Below are 18382 nucleotides of genomic sequence, written 5' to 3'. Positions count from 1 at the left end.
TTTAGAGCATCGGACCGAAACATATGCGCGGTTTTCGGTCTGGTGTGTAAAGATAATAGAGCGAAACAGATTTCAGGACCGGTGAACCATTTAAAAGTGTTGCAGCCTCTCTCCCTTTTTTGAACGATGCCCGGCATCGCGACCACCACGCAAACCTCTTCAGGAACGGCGGATAAAGGGCCGGCAATGCCTTCGGCGATCCTTGGGACGCGGAAGAAAAATTCTTATTTTTCATAAACCTAAGCCGTTCAACTTTCCGCAAAAAATGCTGTTGCCACACCTCCATATCGATGCATAAACTGGCATCAGCAAAGGCAACACGGATCGACCTCATCAGACCCTCTCCTCCCACCAAGGTGCTGACCGACCAATGATCAATAATCTAAACGCCGCCGATCTTCCCCGCCCCGCCCCGCGCAGTTCCAACCCGGAAATCATGGCGTCGGAAATCATCGAACGCCTCACCTACCGCATCGGTAAGGACGTCAAGGTCGCCAAGCCGCACGACTGGCTGACCGCAACCATCCTCGTCGTCCGCGACCGCATCATCGACAAATGGATGGAATCCACCCGCAAGGCCTATCACAACAATTCCAAGCGCGTTTATTACCTGTCGCTCGAATTCCTGATCGGCCGCCTGATGCGCGACGCCATCTCCAATATCGGCCTGATGCACGAAATCCGCGATGCGCTGTCCTCGCTCGGCGTCGATCTTGACGTCATCGCCGGTCTGGAGCCGGATGCAGCCCTTGGCAATGGCGGCCTTGGCCGTCTCGCCGCCTGTTTCATGGAATCCATGGCGACCGTCGATATTCCCGCCTATGGCTATGGCATCCGTTACGTGCACGGCCTCTTCCGCCAGCAGATGGCGGATGGATGGCAGGTGGAACTGCCGGAAACCTGGCTGGCGCATGGCAACCCCTGGGAATTCGAACGCCGCGAAAGCTCCTATGAAATCGGCTTCGGCGGATCGGTGGAGACGATCGGCGGTTATGAAGATCCGCAGCGCTTCGTCTGGAAACCGGCCGAACGCGTCATCGCCATGGCTTACGACACGCCGGTCGTCGGCTGGCGCGGTACCCGCGTCAACACGCTTCGCCTGTGGTCGGCGCAGCCGATAGATCCCATTCTTTTGGCCGCCTTCAATGCCGGCGACCATATCGGCGCATTGCGCGAAAGCAACAAGGCGGAAAGCCTGACGCGGGTTCTCTACCCCGCCGATGCGACGCCGGCCGGTCAGGAACTGCGCCTGCGGCAGGAGTTCTTCTTCTCCTCCGCTTCGCTGCAGGACATTCTGCGCCGCCATCTGCAGCAGTACCCGGATTTCACCTCGCTGCCCGACAAGGTTTCGATCCAGCTTAACGACACGCATCCGGCCATTTCCATCTGCGAAATGATGCGCCTGCTCTGCGATGTCCATGGCCTTGAATTCGACGAAGCCTGGAAGATCACACAGGGCACCTTCTCCTACACCAACCACACGCTTCTGCCGGAAGCGCTGGAAAGCTGGCCGGTGCCGTTGCTCGAGCGCCTTTTGCCGCGGCACATGCAGATCGTTTACGCCATCAACGCCAATACGCTGCTCTTCGCCCGCAAGGAAAAGAAGATGGCGGATCAACAGATCCGTTCCATCTCTCTCATCGATGAAGGCGGCGAGCGCCGGGTGCGCATGGGCAACCTCGCCTTCATCGGCTCGCATTCCATCAACGGCGTTTCCGCACTTCATACCGAGCTGATGAAGGAAACTGTCTTTGCCGACCTGCACAGCCTTTATCCTGATCGTATCAACAACAAGACCAACGGCATTACGCCGCGCCGCTGGCTGATGCAGTGCAACCCCGGCCTGACGGGATTGATCAGGGAAGCGATCGGCGACGATTTCCTCGATGATGCGGAAAAGCTGACGGCACTCGACCGTTTCGCCGACGATGCCGGTTTCCGCGAGAAATTTGCCGAGGTGAAGCGTCTGAACAAGGTGCGGCTTGCCAATACGGTGGCGCAGCGCATGGGCATCCGCGTCGATCCCTCGGCCATGTTCGACATCCAGATCAAGCGCATCCACGAATATAAGCGCCAGCTTCTGAACCTTGTTGAGACTGTCGCCCTTTACGACCAGATCCGTTCCCACCCGGAACTGGATTGGGTGCCGCGCGTTAAGTTCTTCGCAGGCAAGGCGGCGCCGAGTTATCACAACGCGAAGCTGATCATCAAGCTTGCCAACGATATTGCCCGGGTCATCAACAACGATCCGGCCGTGCGCGGGCTTCTCAAAGTGGTGTTTGTTCCGAACTATAACGTCTCGCTTGCCGAAATCATGGTTCCCGCCGCCGATCTTTCGGAACAGATTTCGACGGCCGGCATGGAAGCCTCCGGCACCGGCAACATGAAATTCGCGCTGAACGGCGCGCTGACCATCGGCACGCTCGATGGCGCGAATGTGGAAATGCTCGAACATGTCGGCCCTGAGAACATCGTCATCTTCGGCATGACGGCGGAAGAAGTGGCCAGAGCTCGCGCCGAGGGCCACAATCCGCGTGCCATCATCGAAGGGTCTGCGGAATTGTCGCAGGCTCTGTCGTCCATCGCGTCGGGTGTGTTTTCACCGGATGATCGTTCGCGGTTTTCTGCCCTCATCGACGGCATATACAACAGCGACTGGTTCATGGTCGCCGCCGATTTCGACGCCTATGCCGACGCACAGCGCAAGGTGGACGCGATCTGGAGCGATCAGGATAGCTGGAACACCAAAGCAGTGCGCAACACGGCGCGTATGGGCTGGTTCTCGTCCGACAGGACGATCCGCCAGTATGCCACCGAGATCTGGAGAGCCTGATGAAAAAACCGCTCAATTCGGCCGAAGAGAAAAAGACTGGCGAAATCACGAAGGCTGAAATCGAGGCGATCAAGAGCGGTTTGCATTCCAATCCCTTTGCCCTTCTCGGCGTTCACGAGACGCCGGAAGGGTTTTCCGCCCGCTGTTTCATTCCGGGCGCCGAGGAGGTTTCCGTCCTCACGCTGGATGGAAATTTCGTAGGTGAATTGAAGCGGCTTGATCCTGATGGTTTTTTCGAAGGCCGGATCGATCTTTCAAAGCGCCAGCCGGTGCGGTACCGCGCCAGCCGCGACGATGCCGAATGGGCGGTGACCGACCCCTACAGCTTCGGCCCTGTTCTCGGACCCATGGACGATTATTTCGTCCGTGAAGGATCGCATCTCAGGCTCTTCGACAGGATGGGCGCGCATCCGCTGAAACTCGAAGGCGTCGAAGGTTTTCACTTCGCCGTGTGGGCGCCCAATGCGCGGCGTGTTTCCGTCGTCGGCGATTTCAACAATTGGGATGGCCGCCGGCATGTGATGCGCTTCCGCAAGGATACCGGCATCTGGGAAATCTTCGCGCCTGACGTCTATGCCGGCTGCGCCTACAAGTTCGAAGTCCTCGGCGCCAATGGCGAGCTTCTGCCCCTGAAGGCCGACCCTTATGCCCGCCGCGCCGAATTGCGGCCGAAGAACGCTTCCGTCACCGCGCCGGAACTGACGCAGAAATGGGAAGATCAGGCCCACCGGGAACATTGGGCGCAGGTGGACCAGCGCCGCCAACCGATCAGCATCTATGAGGTGCATGCCGGCTCCTGGCAGCGCCGCGAGGACGGCACCTTCCTCAGCTGGGATGAACTCGCCGCCCAGCTCATTCCCTATTGTACGGATATGGGCTTCACCCATATCGAATTCCTGCCCATCACCGAACATCCCTATGATCCCTCCTGGGGTTACCAGACGACCGGCCTTTATGCGCCATCCGCCCGTTTCGGCGATCCCGAGGGCTTTGCCCGTTTCGTCAATGGCGCGCACAAGGTCGGTATCGGCGTTCTTCTCGACTGGGTTCCGGCGCATTTTCCGACCGATGAGCACGGGTTGCGCTGGTTCGACGGCACCGCGCTTTACGAGCACGCCGATCCGCGTCAGGGTTTTCACCCCGACTGGAACACGGCGATCTACAATTTCGGCCGTATCGAGGTCATGTCCTACCTCATCAACAACGCGCTTTATTGGGCCGAGAAATTCCATCTCGACGGCCTGCGCGTCGATGCGGTCGCCTCGATGCTCTATCTCGATTATTCCCGCAAGGAAGGCGAGTGGATCCCCAATGAATATGGCGGACGCGAAAATCTCGAATCCGTCCGCTTCCTGCAGAAGATGAATTCGCTCGTCTACGGCACCCATCCCGGCGTCATGACGATCGCGGAGGAATCCACCTCGTGGCCGAAAGTGTCCCAGCCCGTCCACGAGGGCGGTCTCGGTTTCGGCTTCAAATGGAACATGGGCTTCATGCACGACACGCTGAGTTATTTCGCGCGTGAGCCGGTGCATCGCAAGTTCCACCATCAGGAACTGACCTTCGGCCTGCTTTACGCCTTCACCGAGAATTTCGTGCTTCCGCTTTCCCACGACGAGGTGGTGCACGGCAAGGGATCGCTGATCGCCAAGATGTCCGGCGATGACTGGCAGAAATTCGCCAATCTCCGCTCCTATTACGGCTTCATGTGGGGTTATCCCGGCAAGAAGCTGCTGTTCATGGGGCAGGAGTTCGCACAGTGGAGCGAATGGAGCGAAAAGGGGTCGCTCGACTGGAACCTGCGCCAATATCCGATGCATGAGGGCATGCGCCGCCTCGTGCGCGATCTCAACCTCACCTATCGATCCAAAGCTGCCCTGCACGCCCGTGACTGCGAACCTGACGGCTTCCGCTGGCTTGTGGTCGATGATCACGAGAATTCCGTCTTCGCCTGGCTGCGCACGGCGCCCGGCGAAAAGCCGGTGGCGGTCATCTGCAACCTCACCCCGGTCTATCGGGAAAATTATTATGTGCCGCTGCCTCTGGCGGGGCGGTGGCGGGAGATTCTCAACACCGATGCCGAAATTTATGGCGGCAGCGGCAAGGGAAATGGCGGACGCGTTCAGGCGGTCGATGCCGGCGGCGATATCGGGGCGATGCTCGTCCTGCCGCCGCTTGCCACGATCATGCTCGAACCGGAAAACTGACAGACAGAGAGGGAGGACACCATGTCGGAAAAAAGAGTTCAGCCTTTGGCGCGTGATGCAATGGCCTATGTCCTCGCAGGCGGCAGAGGCAGCCGCCTGAAGGAGCTGACGGACCGCCGGGCAAAACCCGCCGTCTATTTCGGCGGCAAGGCGCGTATCATCGATTTTGCGCTTTCCAACGCGCTCAATTCCGGCATTCGCCGCATCGGCGTCGCCACGCAATACAAGGCGCACTCCCTCATTCGCCACCTGCAGCGCGGCTGGGACTTCTTCCGCCCTGAACGGAACGAGAGCTTCGACATTCTTCCCGCCTCCCAGCGCGTTTCCGAAACGCAATGGTATGAAGGCACCGCCGACGCGGTTTACCAGAATATCGACATCATCGAGCCCTATGCGCCGGAATATATGGTCATCCTCGCCGGCGACCATATCTATAAGATGGACTACGAATACATGCTGCAGCAGCATGTCGATTCCGGCGCTGACGTGACGATCGGCTGCCTTGAAGTACCGCGCATGGATGCGACCGGTTTCGGCGTGATGCATGTGAATGAAAAAGACGAGATCATCGATTTCATCGAAAAGCCGGCCGATCCACCAGGCATTCCCGGCAATGAAGGCTTCGCGCTTGCCTCCATGGGCATTTATGTCTTCCACACGAAATTCCTGATGGAAGCGCTGCGCCGCGACGCCGCCGATCCGACCTCCAGCCGCGACTTCGGCAAGGATATCATTCCCTATATCGTAAAGCACGGCAAAGCCGTCGCCCACCGCTTCGCAGACTCCTGCGTCCGCTCGGATTTCGAGCATGGTCCTTACTGGCGCGACGTGGGCACCATCGATGCCTACTGGCAGGCCAATATCGATCTCACGGATGTGGTGCCTGACCTCGATATCTACGACAAGTCCTGGCCGATCTGGACCTATGCGGAAATCACCCCGCCGGCGAAATTCGTGCATGACGATGAGAACCGCCGCGGTTCGGCCGTGTCTTCGGTTGTTTCGGGAGACTGCATCATTTCCGGTGCGGCCCTCACCCGCAGCCTCCTGTTTACCGGCGTGCGCGCCAATTCATACTCCCGCCTTGAGAATGCCGTAGTACTGCCGAGTGTGAAGATCGGGCGCCATGCCCAGCTCAGCAACGTCGTCATCGACCATGGAGTGGTCATTCCGGAAGGACTGATTGTAGGAGAAGACCCCGAACTGGATGCCAAGCGTTTCCGCCGCACGGAAAACGGCATTTGCCTTATCACCCAATCGATGATCGACAAGCTGGACCTGTAGAGCCCATGAATGTCCTTTCGGTTTCATCCGAAGTCTATCCCCTGATCAAGACCGGAGGGCTCGCCGACGTTGCCGGCGCGCTCCCCATCGCGCTCGAGGCCCTTGGCGTCAGGACGCGGACATTGATACCCGGATATCCGGCGGTGAAAGCCGCCGTGACGGACCCCGTCAAATGTCTGGAATTTACCGATCTGCTCGGCGAAAAAGCCGATGTGCTCGAAGTACGGCATGAGGGGCTCGATCTCCTCATTCTCGATGCGCCCGCCTATTACGAGCGCTCCGGCGGCCCCTATCTCGACCAGACCGGCAAGGACTATCCAGACAATTGGAAGCGCTTCGCGGCACTGTCGCTCGCGGCAGCCCGTATTGCCGCCGGCGCGCTTCCCGGCTGGCGGCCGGATATCGTGCATGCCCATGACTGGCAGGCCGCCATGGCGCCGGTCTATATGCGTTATGCCGAAACGCCTGAGATTCCGAGCCTTCTCACCATCCACAACATCGCCTTTCAGGGCCAGTTCGGCGCCAATATCTTCAGCAAACTGGCGCTGCCACCGCATTCCTTCGGCATGGAAGGCATCGAATATTATAATGATGTGAGCTTCCTGAAGGGCGGCCTGCAGACGGCAACGGCGCTCAGCACCGTCAGCCCGTCCTATGCCGAGGAGATCCTCACCCCGCAATTCGGCATGGGCCTGCACGGCGTCATCGGCAGCCGCGCCCATGTGCTGCACGGCATCGTCAACGGCATCGATGCCGATGTCTGGAACCCGGCAACGGACCATCTGATCCACGACAATTATTCGGCCGCCAATCTCAAGAACCGCGCGCTGAACAAGAAGGCGGTCGCCGAACATTTCCGCATCGATGATGATGACAGCCCGCTGTTCTGCGTCATCTCCCGCCTCACCTGGCAGAAGGGCATCGACCTCATGGCGGAAGCCGTGGATGAGATCGTTTCGCTCGGCGGCCGTCTCGTGGTGCTTGGCGCGGGCGATGTGGCGCTGGAAGGCGCGCTTCTGGCGGCGGCATCCCGACACCATGGCCGCGTCGGCGTTGCCATCGGTTACAACGAACCCCTGTCGCATCTCATGCAGGCGGGCTGCGACGCGATCATCATTCCCTCGCGTTTCGAACCCTGCGGCCTCACCCAGCTTTACGCGCTGCGTTATGGCTGCATTCCGGTCGTCGCCCGCACCGGCGGCCTTGCCGATACGGTGATCGACGCCAACCATGCCGCCATCGCCAATAAATCGGCGACAGGCGTGCAATTTTCACCCGTCACGCTTGATGGTCTGAAACAGGCGATCCGCCGGACCGTCCGTTATTATCACGACCCGAAACTGTGGACACAAATGCAGAAACTCGGAATGAAATCCGATGTTTCCTGGGAAAAGAGCGCCGGTCTCTACGCCGCGCTTTACAGCCAGCTTATTTCGAAAGGCCATTGAAACAATGATCAAAACCATCAAGACGACGCCCTATCAGGACCAGAAGCCGGGCACATCCGGCCTGCGCAAGAAGGTGCCGGTCTTCGCCCAGGAAAATTACGCGGAGAACTTCATCCAGTCGATCTTCGACGCACTCGAAGGCTTTGAGGGCCAGACGCTGGTGATTGGTGGCGACGGCCGTTATTACAACCGCGAAGTCATCCAGAAGGCGATCAAGATGGCCGCCGCTGCCGGTTTCGGCAAGGTTCTGGTCGGTCAGGGCGGCATTCTCTCCACACCCGCCGCCTCCAACGTCATCCGCAAATACAAGGCCTTCGGCGGCATCGTGCTTTCCGCCAGCCATAATCCCGGCGGTCCGACCGAAGATTTCGGCATCAAATACAATATCGGCAATGGTGGTCCCGCACCTGAGAAGATCACGGACGCGATCTATGCCCGCTCGAAAGTCATCGACAGCTACAAAATCTCGGATGCCGCCGATATCGATCTAGACAAGATCGGCAGCTTCAAGGTGGACGAGCTGACTGTCGAGGTGATCGATCCGGTCGCCGATTATGCCGCCCTGATGGAAGAGCTGTTCGATTTCGACGCCATCCGCACGCTTATCGCCGGCGGCTTCAAGGTCGTGGTTGATTCCATGAGTGCCGTTACTGGCCCTTATGCCGTGGAAATCATCGAAAAGCGCCTCGGCGCACCGAAGGGTTCCGTCCGCAACGCCACACCGCTGCCGGATTTCGGCGGCCATCATCCCGACCCGAACCTTGTCCACGCCAAGGAGCTTTATGACGATGTCATGAGCCCGGAAGGCCCCGATTTCGGCGCCGCTTCCGATGGCGATGGCGACCGCAACATGGTCGTCGGCAAGGGCATGTTCGTCACGCCATCAGACAGTCTGGCCATCATCGCCGCTAATGCCAAACTCGCCCCCGGTTATGCGGCCGGCATTTCCGGTATCGCCCGCTCCATGCCGACAAGTGCGGCAGCCGACCGTGTCGCCGAAAAACTCGGCCTTGGCATGTATGAGACGCCGACCGGCTGGAAATTCTTCGGCAACCTCATGGATGCCGGCAAGGTGACGATCTGCGGCGAAGAGAGCTTCGGCACCGGCTCCAACCATGTGCGCGAAAAGGATGGCCTCTGGGCTGTGCTCTACTGGCTGAACATCGTCGCCGCGCGCAAGGAAAGCGTGAAAGACATCGTCACCAGGCACTGGGCCGAATATGGCCGCAACTATTATTCGCGCCACGACTATGAGGAAGTGGATTCGGATGCGGCGAACACGCTGGTCGCCACCCTGCGCGAAAAACTCGCGACGCTTCCCGGCACCAGCTACGGCAATCTGAAGGTCGCGGCGGCGGATGATTTTGCCTATCACGATCCGGTCGATCAGTCCGTCAGCAAAAATCAGGGCATCCGCATCCTCTTCGAAGGCGGTTCGCGCATCGTGCTGCGCCTTTCCGGCACCGGTACTGCGGGCGCGACGCTTCGCCTTTATGTCGAGCGTTACGAGGCGGATGCGGCCCGTCATGGCATCGAAACGCAGGAAGCGCTTTCCGACCTGATTGCCGTTGCCGATACGATCGCCGGCATCAGGGCCCATACCGGCCGCAACGCGCCGAGCGTTATTACGTAAGGGCTTGTCGCCCGCTCATGAGGGACGCACTGAAAGCGTCCCTCATTCGGCCTTGCCTCCCTTTTCCGTTCTGGGAGAGAAACACCATCCCCGGAGAGACTGATCATGCAGACAACTTCCGTTTTCCCCAAAGGCGCAATCCAGACGGAAAACGGAACGGAATTCACGGTCTATTCCCGGCATGCCTCCCAGATCGATCTCTGCCTTTTCGATAAAACCGGCGAAAAAGAAACGGCGCGCCTGCCGATGGTGCGCGGCGAAGACGATATTCACAGATTGATCGTCGCCGACGTCGGCCTCGGCACGCGATACGGCTTTCGCGCTCACGGCATTTACGCTCCTGAACACGGCCTCTGGTTCGATCCCGCAAAGCTGCTGCTCGATCCCTATGCCACGGAGATCGACCGCCCCTTCCGACACGATCCAGCGCTTTACGCCTTTGGCGCGGAGACCGGCGAGATCATGCCGAAGGCGGTCCTTTCCCAATATGAGCCGGTCAAGCGCCATCAGCCGCTTTTTGCCGAAGGCGGGCTGATTTATGAGCTTGCCGTCAAATCCTTCACGCAGTTGCATCCCGAGGTGCCGAAAGACATCAGAGGCACCGTCGCAGCACTTGCCCATCCCGCCATTCTCGCACACCTGAAAAAAATCGGCGTCGATGCGGTGGAATTGATGCCGATCACCGCTTGGATCGACGAGCGCCACCTGCCGCCTCTCGGCCTTTCCAATGCCTGGGGTTATAATCCCGTCGGCTTCATGGCGCTCGATCCGCGCCTCTGCCCCGGCGGCGTGCGGGAATTGCGAGATACGGTTGCGGCGCTGCATGCGGAAGGCATCGGCGTCATTCTCGATCTCGTCTTCAACCATACGGGTGAAAGCGATATCGAGGGCTCGATCCTGTCGTTGCGCGGGCTCGACAATCTCACCGCCTTCCGTCACCCACAGGGAAAACCGGGCGTGCTGGTCAACGATACCGGCACCGGCAACACGGTTGCCTGCGACCATCCCTATATTCGCCAGCTCATCGTCGATTCCCTCAGGCATTTTGTTCTGAATGCCGGTGTGGACGGCTTCCGTTTCGATCTCGCGCCCGTGCTCGGAAGAACGGCCGCCGGCTTCGACATGGCGAGCGAGACGCTGGCCGCCATGCATTCGGACCCGGCGCTTTACGACCGGATATTGATCGCCGAACCCTGGGATATCGGTCCCGGCGGATATCAGCTCGGCAATTTCCCTGAAAGCTTCCTCGAGTGGAACGATCGCGCCCGCGACGACATGCGCCGTTTCTGGCGTGGTGATGCCGGCACGACCGGGGCGCTGGCCAATGCGCTGTCCGGCTCATCGCCGATCTTTTCCCGGCATGGCCGCGCGAGAAGCCGCAGCGTCAATTTCCTTGCCGCCCATGACGGTTTTACCCTGTTCGATCTTGTCAGCCATGAACGCAAGCACAATGAAAGGAACGGCGAAAGCAATCGCGACGGCCATAATGATAACCATTCCTGGAACAATGGTTTTGAAGGCCTGACCGATGATCCCGCCATTGTCGCCGCCCGGCTTGCGGATGTGAAAGCGCTGCTTTCCACGCTTTTCGTCAGCCGCGGCGCCCTGATGCTGACGGCGGGCGACGAGGGCGGCCGCAGCCAGCAGGGCAACAACAATGCCTATTGCCAGGACAATGAGATCAACTGGGTCGACTGGTCATCGCTTGTCCCCGAACTGATCGACCACACGGCCTTTCTTGCCGCATTGCGCAAACGTTTCGGCGTGTTTTCTGAGACGGGCTTCTTTTCCGGCAGGGACGATGTGACATGGCTTGCCCCCGCCGGAGAACCGATGACGACAGCAGATTGGGAAAGACCGGATGCGCAGGCCTTCGCCATGCTGCTTTCCACCCCGGACCGGGAGACCGGCGAGGATACCGAGCTTGCCGTTCTTATCAATCGCGGCCGCGAGATCGTTCCCTTCACCCTGCCGGGTGATGGCTGGCGCGCCATAGGTACGGATTTCGGCAATCCCGCCTTCCTGCCCGCCCGTTCGGTGGTGTTTTATCTGCGCAGTTGATCCCTTCGCGTCACGAGCCGTATAAGTCGCGGGAAACAATGCGGACGAGGTAACATGACAAAAGAAATTGCGCTGGCGGAAATGAAGGATCGCGTCGGTACGGAAATGGGCGTTTCCGACTGGATCACCGTTGACCAGACGATGATTGATGCCTTCGCAAAAGCGACGCTGGACGAACAGTTCATCCACACCGACCCGGAACGCGCCAAAGCGGAAAGTCCCTTCGGCGGCACCATCGCGCATGGATTTCTGACGCTCTCCCTGCTTTCGGCGCTGAATTACGATGCCCTGCCCCGCATTCGCGAACAGACCATGGGCATCAATTACGGCTTCGATGCCATCCGTTTCGTCACGCCGGTCAAAAGCGGCGCGCGGGTGCGTGGCCGGTTCACGCTGGCGGAAGCGCGTTTTCGCGGGGCCGCCATGCTGATGACGACTTATGACGTGACGGTGGAAATCGAAAACGAGAAAAAACCGGCGCTCACCGCACGCTGGACCACCATCAGCCAGTTCAACCCGGAGGACAGGCCGCAAGACGCCTGAAACCACCGCAAGGGAGAGAGCGCATGCATGACGAAGCCGTAAGGAATGCGTTCCTCGTGCAGGCAAGAGCCTGCGACAGCCTTGGCTCGCCCTTTACCGCACGGCTATGCCGCGCGGTGGCAGCAAGGCTCGACCGCCAGACGGAGGTGGGCGAGCGGATTTTATCCTGGCCCGGCGATGTCGGCCCCTCCGGCGATTCCGTTCCCCTGCGGTTGGCGGGCGCCCTGCATGCGCTTGCCATCAAGGAAAAGATCGCGCCGCTTGTCGATATCCCACCGGAAGACGAGGAGGCTCTCTGGCAGGCTTGCGCCAGCGCCCTGCGTTTTCATTCCGCCTTCATCCTTGAAAGGTTGAAATCACCACCGCAGACCAACGAGGTTCGCCGTTCCGCCGTGCTGCTGCCGGGCTTTCTTTCGATTGCGGAATTGACCGGCAAACCGCTGGTGCTTTCCGAAGTGGGAGCCAGCGCCGGCCTCAACCTGCAATTCGACCGTTACCAATATCACCTCGGCAAACTCACCTGGGGCGAACAATCCGATGTTATCCTGTCACCAGAATGGCGCGGCAATACCCCACCCCATGGGCGGATCGAGGTTATCGAGCGCGCCGGCTGCGATCTCAACCCGCTCGATCCGTCATCGGCCGAGGATCGTCTGCGCCTGATGTCCTATGTCTGGGCCGACCAGACCGACCGTCTGGAGCGCATCGCCGCCGCGTTGCGGATCGCGGTGGAGAACGGCCTGCAGGTCGAAAAGGCCGACGCCGTAGACTGGCTGAAACGCCGCCTTGCCAGGCAATATCCGGGTACTGCCCACGTCGTCTATCATACCGTCGCCTGGCAATATCTGCCCGATCCCTTGAAACAGGCAGGCGAGGCACTGATCGCCGAGGCCGGAACCCGTGCCACGCTGGAGGCCCCGCTTGCCCGCCTGCAAATGGAGGCGGATACGACGTCCGGCAGTGCCGCCATTACCCTGCAAATCTGGCCGACCGGCGAGAAGCAGGAAATTGGCCGCGCCGATTTCCATGGGCGATGGGTGCAATGGCGGGGCTGGAAATAAGGGCAAAAAATTTAGACGAAGAGATTGCCCAAAATCCAACTAGTACTTGTAAAATGAATACAACCATGCTCCTCTTCTTGAGACCTTATCTAGAGGGGGATTCTAATTGCGTATCAAAACCCCAAAAATCATAAATATTCTTATGTTTTGGACGTTAATTTCGACCCCGGCGCTCGCCCAGCAACAAATGGGATCGCAAGCCGCCATGAATGCGTGCGCAAACATTGCCACCTTACTGCAGATGGGAGGGCCACAACTGCAATCTGCATTTGGGCAGCATGCACTATTTGCAATTTTTCAACAAACTGGTGGAACAGGTCGCTATCTACCCCTAGTACAACTTGGACCTGTTCATAACGTTATGATAGGCGGGGAAAATGTACTTCCGTTGGGCAGTTTTTTGACTTGCCGGACCGTTCATCAGAATGGATATGCGGATTGGCAGCTTGCATTTTCTCAAATGACGCAGAGATTTGAGAATTTTCAGTTCAATTCGGTGCCTGGTGGAAACCCAAATCCAAACCCGACTCCGAATCCGAATCCGACGCCAAATCCCAATCCCAACCCGAATCCCACACCGAATCCGGTGCCAAAACCACCTTCGGATAATCAGGCCTGTCAAAAATTTCCCGAACTTTGCCCCTGAGGTGAACGCCATGATTACGAGACGCAGTCTTATTGTCGGATGCGGCGCAAGCCTCGCACTACCCGGGATATGCCGATGCCAGACATATAACGGATGCACGCTAACCGCCTCGGAGATTGCATCCGAAACGGATAACAAAACGATGGAGTTCTCCTACGTCGACGGCCAGGCTCCAATCGCCACGTCTGGAGACAAAGACTTCGACTACGCGCTGGCGCAGACCCTGAACTATCTCAGTAATCTTTTCGATGTCCTGCCCGGCTTCACTTATCTCGACGACGCGAAGGGGAAAAATGCCTATGCCAGTTCGGCCAACTATATGGGGCGCTCGGACGGTACGGTTCTTTTTGGCCTACGTTTTCTACAGGAATTTCTCAATCAGCCAGCCTATCCCGCCGCTTACATCGCAGCCGTATGCGCTCATGAGTTTGGGCATATCGCACAATATAAATATGGAATAGACGACCGATTGCGCGGGCAGCCGACCGTAAAAAGAATAGAGCTACATGCGGACTATCTAGCGGGATATTTTGCGGGCAACCGCAAGCTAGATAACGCAAATTTCCCGGCAGCGGTTATCGCCCAGGCACAATTCAGCGTGGGAGATCACGCAGTTGATAATCCCGGGCACCACGGCACGCCGGACGAGCGCGGAAATGCCGTAAAAGCCGGTTTTCTTGCCAGTTATCGTCAACGCCTAAAGTTCCAAGATGCACTGGAAGCCGGCGTTGCATATGTCCAAACCCTCTAAATTAAACACCCTGCCTGACTTTGGCTTTAAAAACTCCATGTCTTCAGACAGATATAAGCCGCTCTCTTTTTAAAACGCTTGAAGAGTCTAAACCGCCACGTCCGCCGCCGCCTCCTGCAGCAGCCCGCCGACATATTCGGCAAAGGAGCGCCAGCATTCCACCCGGAACGTATCGTCCGCGGTGCGCAGCAGCACCACTTCCGCCTTGCCGAAGACGGTGCGTGAGCAAGCGCCGACAGGGAATTTTGCGTGAGAAAGGTCCTGCGGGCAGCCGGCATTGAGCGCTGCTTCCGCGCCAGCGCCGGAGACGATGACGGCCGTGTTGCGGTGGGAAACATCGGTTGCCGAAAACAGGCCCGCAACATTGGCGAGCGCTGCCATCAGGTCGCTTTCGCCCTGATCGATCACCAGCCATTCATCCGGCCCAATCCACAGGGCGGAACGCAGGCCCGACGTGACGGAACTCTTCGGGCTGGTGGGCAGCGCAAGACCGAGCGCTTCGGACAGCGCCGGTACGGCGCTTTCCCGTGCGCGTAGCGACAGCCGCGAGGCGGAAGCCGCAGGCTTGAGCGATACGAAGGGAGAGCCGCCGTGAAAATCCTCAAGCACGGATTTGCGTTTTGCGTGCAGCATGTCAGCCATTGAGACGGGCTCCTTCCTTGTCGAGGAAGACCATGTCGGTCACTTCGACGGCAATGGTTTTATCGGCAAGTGGAATATAGAGCGTTTCGCCCATGCGCGCCCTGCCATCCGCCACCAGCGCAAAAGCGATGGAATGGCCGAGATTTTCCGACCAGTAGGCGGAGGTGACATGGCCGAGCATGGTCATCGGTTTCGGCTGGTTCGGATCAACGACGATCTGGCCGCCCTCATCCGGAACGGTCAGCCGGTCCTTGGTCTTCAGGCCAACAAGCTGCTTACGGCCGGAGCGCGTGAGATCGGGGCGTTTCAGCCCGCGGATACCGACGAAATCCGTCTTCTTTTTCGAAACGGCCCAGGCAAGCCCGGCATCGTCAGGTGTCACCGTTCCGTCCGTATCCTGCCCTACGATGATGTAACCCTTCTCGGCACGCAGGATATGCATGGTTTCGGTGCCATAAAGGCAGCCGCCGACGGCTTCCGCCCTGTCGCGGATCGCGCTCCAGACGGCGGCGCCGTAATCGGCCGGCACATTGATTTCGAAGCCGAGTTCGCCGGTGAAGGAGACGCGGAAGAGGCGCGTTGGCACACCGCAGAACTTGCCTTCGGCTACCGCCATATGCGGGAAGGCTTCCGGCGACAGATCGATACCCTCAACGAAGGGCGCGATGACTTCCCGCGCCTTCGGCCCCTGCACGGCAATGACAGCCCACTGTTCGGTTGCCGAGGTGAGCCAGACGTCGAGATCGGGGAATTCGGTCTGGAGATAATCTTCCATGTGCTGGAGAACGCGGGGCGCGCCGCCCGTCGTCGTCGTGACATGGAACCGGTCTTCGGCAAGACGGCCGACAACACCGTCATCGTAAACGAAACCGTCTTCACGGGTCATGATGCCATAACGGCAGCGGCCGGGTTTCAGAGTATCCCAGGCATTGGTGTAGATGAGGTTCAGGAACTTCGCCGCATCCGGGCCGACCACCTCGATCTTGCCGAGCGTGGAGGCATCGAACACCCCGACGCTCTCACGCACCGTCTTGCATTCGCGGTTGATCGCCTCATGCATGCCCTCGCCCGCCCGCGGGAAGAACCAGGCGCGTTTCCAGTTGCCGACATCCTCGAAAACCGCGCCGGCCGCAAGCTCTTCCTCGTGCATCGGCGTCTTGCGGGTGGGATCGAACAGCGCGCCGCGCGAATGGTTGATGAGCGTGCCGAAGGTGACCGGCGTATAGGGCTGGCGGAAGGTGGTGAGACCAACCTTGGGCAAATCCCGCCCAAGTGCCTCCGATGCGATGGCGAGACCATGCATGTTGGACATCTTGCCCTGATCCGACGCCATGCCGTTGGTGGTGAAGCGCTTGATATGCTCGACCGAATGCATGCCTTCGCGCACGGCAAGGCGAATATCCTTGGCGCAGACATCGTGCTGGAAATCGATGAAGGCCTTGACGCCGGTGCCCTCACCCGCGCCTTCGGCGGCACCGATCATGCCGCCCGTCCAGGCGCGCGCATTCTCGCCGGAAAACGCCACCGAACCGCCACCGGCAGCTGCCGCTTCGGCAATGATCGCGGAAAGATCATCCGTGCCGTTGCAGGCGCCGATGGAAACGCAGTTCTGCACATGGATATCCGGCAGGAAACGCTGGTTAGCCGCGTCAAACTTCAGCTTGCCGCGCGATTGCGAGAAGAGATGCACCGAGGGTGTCCAGCCGGCGGAAACGACAAGCGCATCGATGGCGATCTTGCGCTTGTTGGCGCCACCATTGCGGCCAACGGTCATCGAGGAGACGCGCAGGCGGCCGGCGGTGTTGTAAACACTGTGACCCGCCAGCACTTCAATGCCGAGCGCCCGTGCTTCGTCCAGCAGGCGCTGATCCGGGTTCTCCCGGCAATCAACGATGGCGGCGATCTTCACCCCCGCCTTCTTGAGATCGAAGGCCGTCTCATAGGCCGAATCATGGGCGGTGTAGACCCCGACATTATGGCCGACGGCCACACCATAATGGTTGAGGTAGGTGCGGGCGGCCGCAGCCAGCATGATGCCCGGGCGGTCATTGTTAGCGAAGACCATGTGGCGCTCGATTGCGCCCGCCGCGAGCACGATCTTCTTCGCACGCACTTGCCACAGCCGCTCACGCGGCTGGTGTCTGGCGGGCGTGGCGAGATGGTCGGTCACGCGCTCGGCCAGCGCGACGAAATTGTGGTTGTAATAACCAAAGGCGGTGGTGCGCGTCAGAACCCGCACATTGGGCAGGGCTTTCAGTTCGGCGAAAACCTTCTGCGCCCATTCATAACCGGGCAGACCATCGATGACTGCACCGGTATCGAAACGCAGCGCGCCGCCAACTTCGGCATTTTCATCCACCAGAATGACGCTGGCCCCGGTCTTTGCAGCAGCGAGCGCCGCCGTCAGGCCGGCAACGCCGGCGCCGGCGACCAGCACGTCGCAATGGGCATAACGACCGGAATAGTGATCCGCATCCGGTTCGCTCGGCGCCTTGCCGAGACCGGCGGCGCGGCGGATCAGCGGTTCGTAAATCTTGTGCCAGGCGGCCTTCGGCCACATGAAGGTCTTATAATAAAAACCGGCCGCGAACATCGGAGACAGAACGTCGTTGATGGCGTTCAGATCGAAGGACAGCGACGGGAAACGGTTCTGCGAGGCGATGATGGCGCCGTCGAAAACCTCCTGCACCGTGGCGCGAACATTGGGCTGCTTACGCAGGCTGTCGCGTGAGACATCGATCAGCGCATTCGGCTCTTCCGGTCCGGCGGAAAGGAAACCACGTGGCCGGTGATATTTGAACGAGCGGCCGATCAGATGCACGCCATTTGCCAGAAGCGCTGACGCGACCGTGTCGCCCTCCAGCGCCGGATAGATCTTGCCGTCGAAGGTGAAGCGTGCGGTTCTGGCGGGGGTCAGACGGCCAGCGCCCTTGATACGATAATCGCCGCTCATTTCCCGGCTCCCTTTTCTGCGGAAAGGACCGTTTCAGCATCGGGTTTAGGTTCACCCGCCTTGTAGGTCATCAGGAATTTGTCGCTCACCGAATCGCGGGCGGCGTTGAAGAAGCGGCCGCAGCCGTGAATGTGACGCCAGCGCTCGAAAACGAGGCCCTTGTCATTGTCGCGGATGAAGAAATACTCCGCGAAGGCCTCGTCGGAAATATCGGCGATGTTTTCCGGCCGGGCAATATGGGCTTCGCCCGCCCAGCGGAATTCCAGTTCGGAACGGTCTTCCCCGCAATAGGGGCAATGGATCAGAAGCATCGTCGCTCC

Annotated in this window: 14 protein-coding genes; 10 read left to right on the top strand and 4 right to left on the bottom strand. The window is 59.4% G+C overall.

Features of this window, described 5'->3' with window-relative positions:
- Position 1 precedes the first annotated feature (1 nt).
- Entirely contained in the window at positions 2 to 334 is a 333-nt protein-coding gene (locus V6R85_RS16475) for a hypothetical protein (protein ID WP_223564973.1), read from the bottom strand.
- 36 nt (positions 335 to 370) lie between these two features.
- On the opposite strand from V6R85_RS16475, the gene V6R85_RS16470 reads away from it, so the two are divergent.
- The 10 genes from V6R85_RS16470 to V6R85_RS16425 all read left to right on the top strand — a co-directional run bounded on the left by V6R85_RS16470 (position 371) and on the right by V6R85_RS16425 (position 14467).
- Complete coding sequence (locus V6R85_RS16470) at positions 371 to 2833, top strand: glycogen/starch/alpha-glucan phosphorylase (RefSeq protein ID WP_336377085.1); 2463 nt, start codon at positions 371 to 373, stop codon at positions 2831 to 2833.
- Entirely contained in the window at positions 2833 to 5040 is a 2208-nt protein-coding gene (gene glgB, locus V6R85_RS16465; RefSeq protein ID WP_003508576.1) for a 1,4-alpha-glucan branching protein GlgB, read from the top strand. Before V6R85_RS16470 ends, glgB begins: the two co-directional genes overlap by 1 nt.
- Positions 5041 to 5061: 21 nt before the next feature.
- Positions 5062 to 6324, top strand: coding sequence for a glucose-1-phosphate adenylyltransferase (glgC, locus tag V6R85_RS16460; protein WP_003508574.1), 1263 nt, complete (start codon positions 5062 to 5064; stop codon positions 6322 to 6324).
- Between the two features lie 5 nt (positions 6325 to 6329).
- Positions 6330 to 7772: a glycogen synthase GlgA gene (glgA, locus tag V6R85_RS16455; protein ID WP_060723437.1), complete on the top strand. Its 1443-nt coding sequence runs from the start codon at positions 6330 to 6332 to the stop codon at positions 7770 to 7772.
- A 4-nt stretch (positions 7773 to 7776) separates the two neighbouring features.
- A complete protein-coding gene (locus tag V6R85_RS16450; RefSeq protein ID WP_003508565.1) occupies positions 7777 to 9405 on the top strand; it encodes an alpha-D-glucose phosphate-specific phosphoglucomutase in 1629 nt (542 codons plus the stop codon).
- Between the two features lie 105 nt (positions 9406 to 9510).
- Entirely contained in the window at positions 9511 to 11466 is a 1956-nt protein-coding gene (glgX, locus tag V6R85_RS16445; RefSeq protein ID WP_112295397.1) for a glycogen debranching protein GlgX, read from the top strand.
- A 54-nt stretch (positions 11467 to 11520) separates the two neighbouring features.
- The gene (locus tag V6R85_RS16440) at positions 11521 to 12009 is read left to right on the top strand and encodes a MaoC family dehydratase (RefSeq protein ID WP_020010027.1); all 489 of its coding nucleotides are present in this window, start codon (positions 11521 to 11523) and stop codon (positions 12007 to 12009) included.
- 23 nt (positions 12010 to 12032) lie between these two features.
- Positions 12033 to 13070: a DUF2332 domain-containing protein gene (locus V6R85_RS16435; protein WP_003508560.1), complete on the top strand. Its 1038-nt coding sequence runs from the start codon at positions 12033 to 12035 to the stop codon at positions 13068 to 13070.
- A 106-nt stretch (positions 13071 to 13176) separates the two neighbouring features.
- Positions 13177 to 13716, top strand: coding sequence for a hypothetical protein (locus tag V6R85_RS16430; protein WP_153463805.1), 540 nt, complete (start codon positions 13177 to 13179; stop codon positions 13714 to 13716).
- Positions 13717 to 13858: 142 nt separating this feature from the next.
- Entirely contained in the window at positions 13859 to 14467 is a 609-nt protein-coding gene (locus tag V6R85_RS16425) for a metalloprotease (protein ID WP_112295398.1), read from the top strand.
- Positions 14468 to 14554: 87 nt separating this feature from the next.
- Here the strand turns inward: V6R85_RS16425 and V6R85_RS16420 are convergent, their stop codons facing one another.
- Genes V6R85_RS16420 through V6R85_RS16410 form a run of 3 tightly spaced genes read right to left on the bottom strand, consistent with a single transcriptional unit; the run spans position 14555 to position 18373 of the window.
- Positions 14555 to 15109, bottom strand: a complete 555-nt coding sequence (locus tag V6R85_RS16420; protein ID WP_020809522.1) for a sarcosine oxidase subunit gamma — start codon at positions 15107 to 15109, stop codon at positions 14555 to 14557.
- Entirely contained in the window at positions 15102 to 18062 is a 2961-nt protein-coding gene (locus V6R85_RS16415; protein WP_112295399.1) for a sarcosine oxidase subunit alpha, read from the bottom strand. The genes V6R85_RS16420 and V6R85_RS16415 overlap by 8 nt, the downstream gene beginning before the upstream one ends.
- On the bottom strand, positions 18059 to 18373 hold the full coding sequence (locus tag V6R85_RS16410; protein WP_020809520.1) for a sarcosine oxidase subunit delta: 315 nt from the start codon (positions 18371 to 18373) through the stop codon (positions 18059 to 18061). Before V6R85_RS16410 ends, V6R85_RS16415 begins: the two co-directional genes overlap by 4 nt.
- Positions 18374 to 18382 lie beyond the last annotated feature (9 nt).

It is taken from the genome of Agrobacterium sp. CCNWLW32, from assembly GCF_037083425.1.
Taxonomy (GTDB): Bacteria; Pseudomonadota; Alphaproteobacteria; order Rhizobiales; family Rhizobiaceae; genus Agrobacterium; species Agrobacterium radiobacter.
This window is presented reverse-complemented; position numbering and strand designations above follow the sequence as displayed.

Excerpts from the sequence above, each read along its gene's own strand:
- glgA (WP_060723437.1), top strand. The coding sequence starts at position 6,330 with ATGAATGTCCTTTCGGTTTCATCCGAAGTCTATCCCCTGATCAAGACC.
- glgC (WP_003508574.1), top strand. The coding sequence starts at position 5,062 with ATGTCGGAAAAAAGAGTTCAGCCTTTGGCGCGTGATGCAATGGCCTAT.
- glgX (WP_112295397.1), top strand. The coding sequence starts at position 9,511 with ATGCAGACAACTTCCGTTTTCCCCAAAGGCGCAATCCAGACGGAAAAC.
- V6R85_RS16475 (WP_223564973.1), bottom strand. The coding sequence starts at position 334 with ATGAGGTCGATCCGTGTTGCCTTTGCTGATGCCAGTTTATGCATCGAT.
- glgB (WP_003508576.1), top strand. The coding sequence starts at position 2,833 with ATGAAAAAACCGCTCAATTCGGCCGAAGAGAAAAAGACTGGCGAAATC.
- V6R85_RS16415 (WP_112295399.1), bottom strand. The coding sequence starts at position 18,062 with ATGAGCGGCGATTATCGTATCAAGGGCGCTGGCCGTCTGACCCCCGCC.
- V6R85_RS16420 (WP_020809522.1), bottom strand. The coding sequence starts at position 15,109 with ATGGCTGACATGCTGCACGCAAAACGCAAATCCGTGCTTGAGGATTTT.
- V6R85_RS16410 (WP_020809520.1), bottom strand. The coding sequence starts at position 18,373 with ATGCTTCTGATCCATTGCCCCTATTGCGGGGAAGACCGTTCCGAACTG.
- V6R85_RS16470 (WP_336377085.1), top strand. The coding sequence starts at position 371 with ATGATCAATAATCTAAACGCCGCCGATCTTCCCCGCCCCGCCCCGCGC.
- V6R85_RS16450 (WP_003508565.1), top strand. The coding sequence starts at position 7,777 with ATGATCAAAACCATCAAGACGACGCCCTATCAGGACCAGAAGCCGGGC.
- V6R85_RS16425 (WP_112295398.1), top strand. The coding sequence starts at position 13,859 with ATGGAGTTCTCCTACGTCGACGGCCAGGCTCCAATCGCCACGTCTGGA.
- V6R85_RS16440 (WP_020010027.1), top strand. The coding sequence starts at position 11,521 with ATGACAAAAGAAATTGCGCTGGCGGAAATGAAGGATCGCGTCGGTACG.
- V6R85_RS16435 (WP_003508560.1), top strand. The coding sequence starts at position 12,033 with ATGCATGACGAAGCCGTAAGGAATGCGTTCCTCGTGCAGGCAAGAGCC.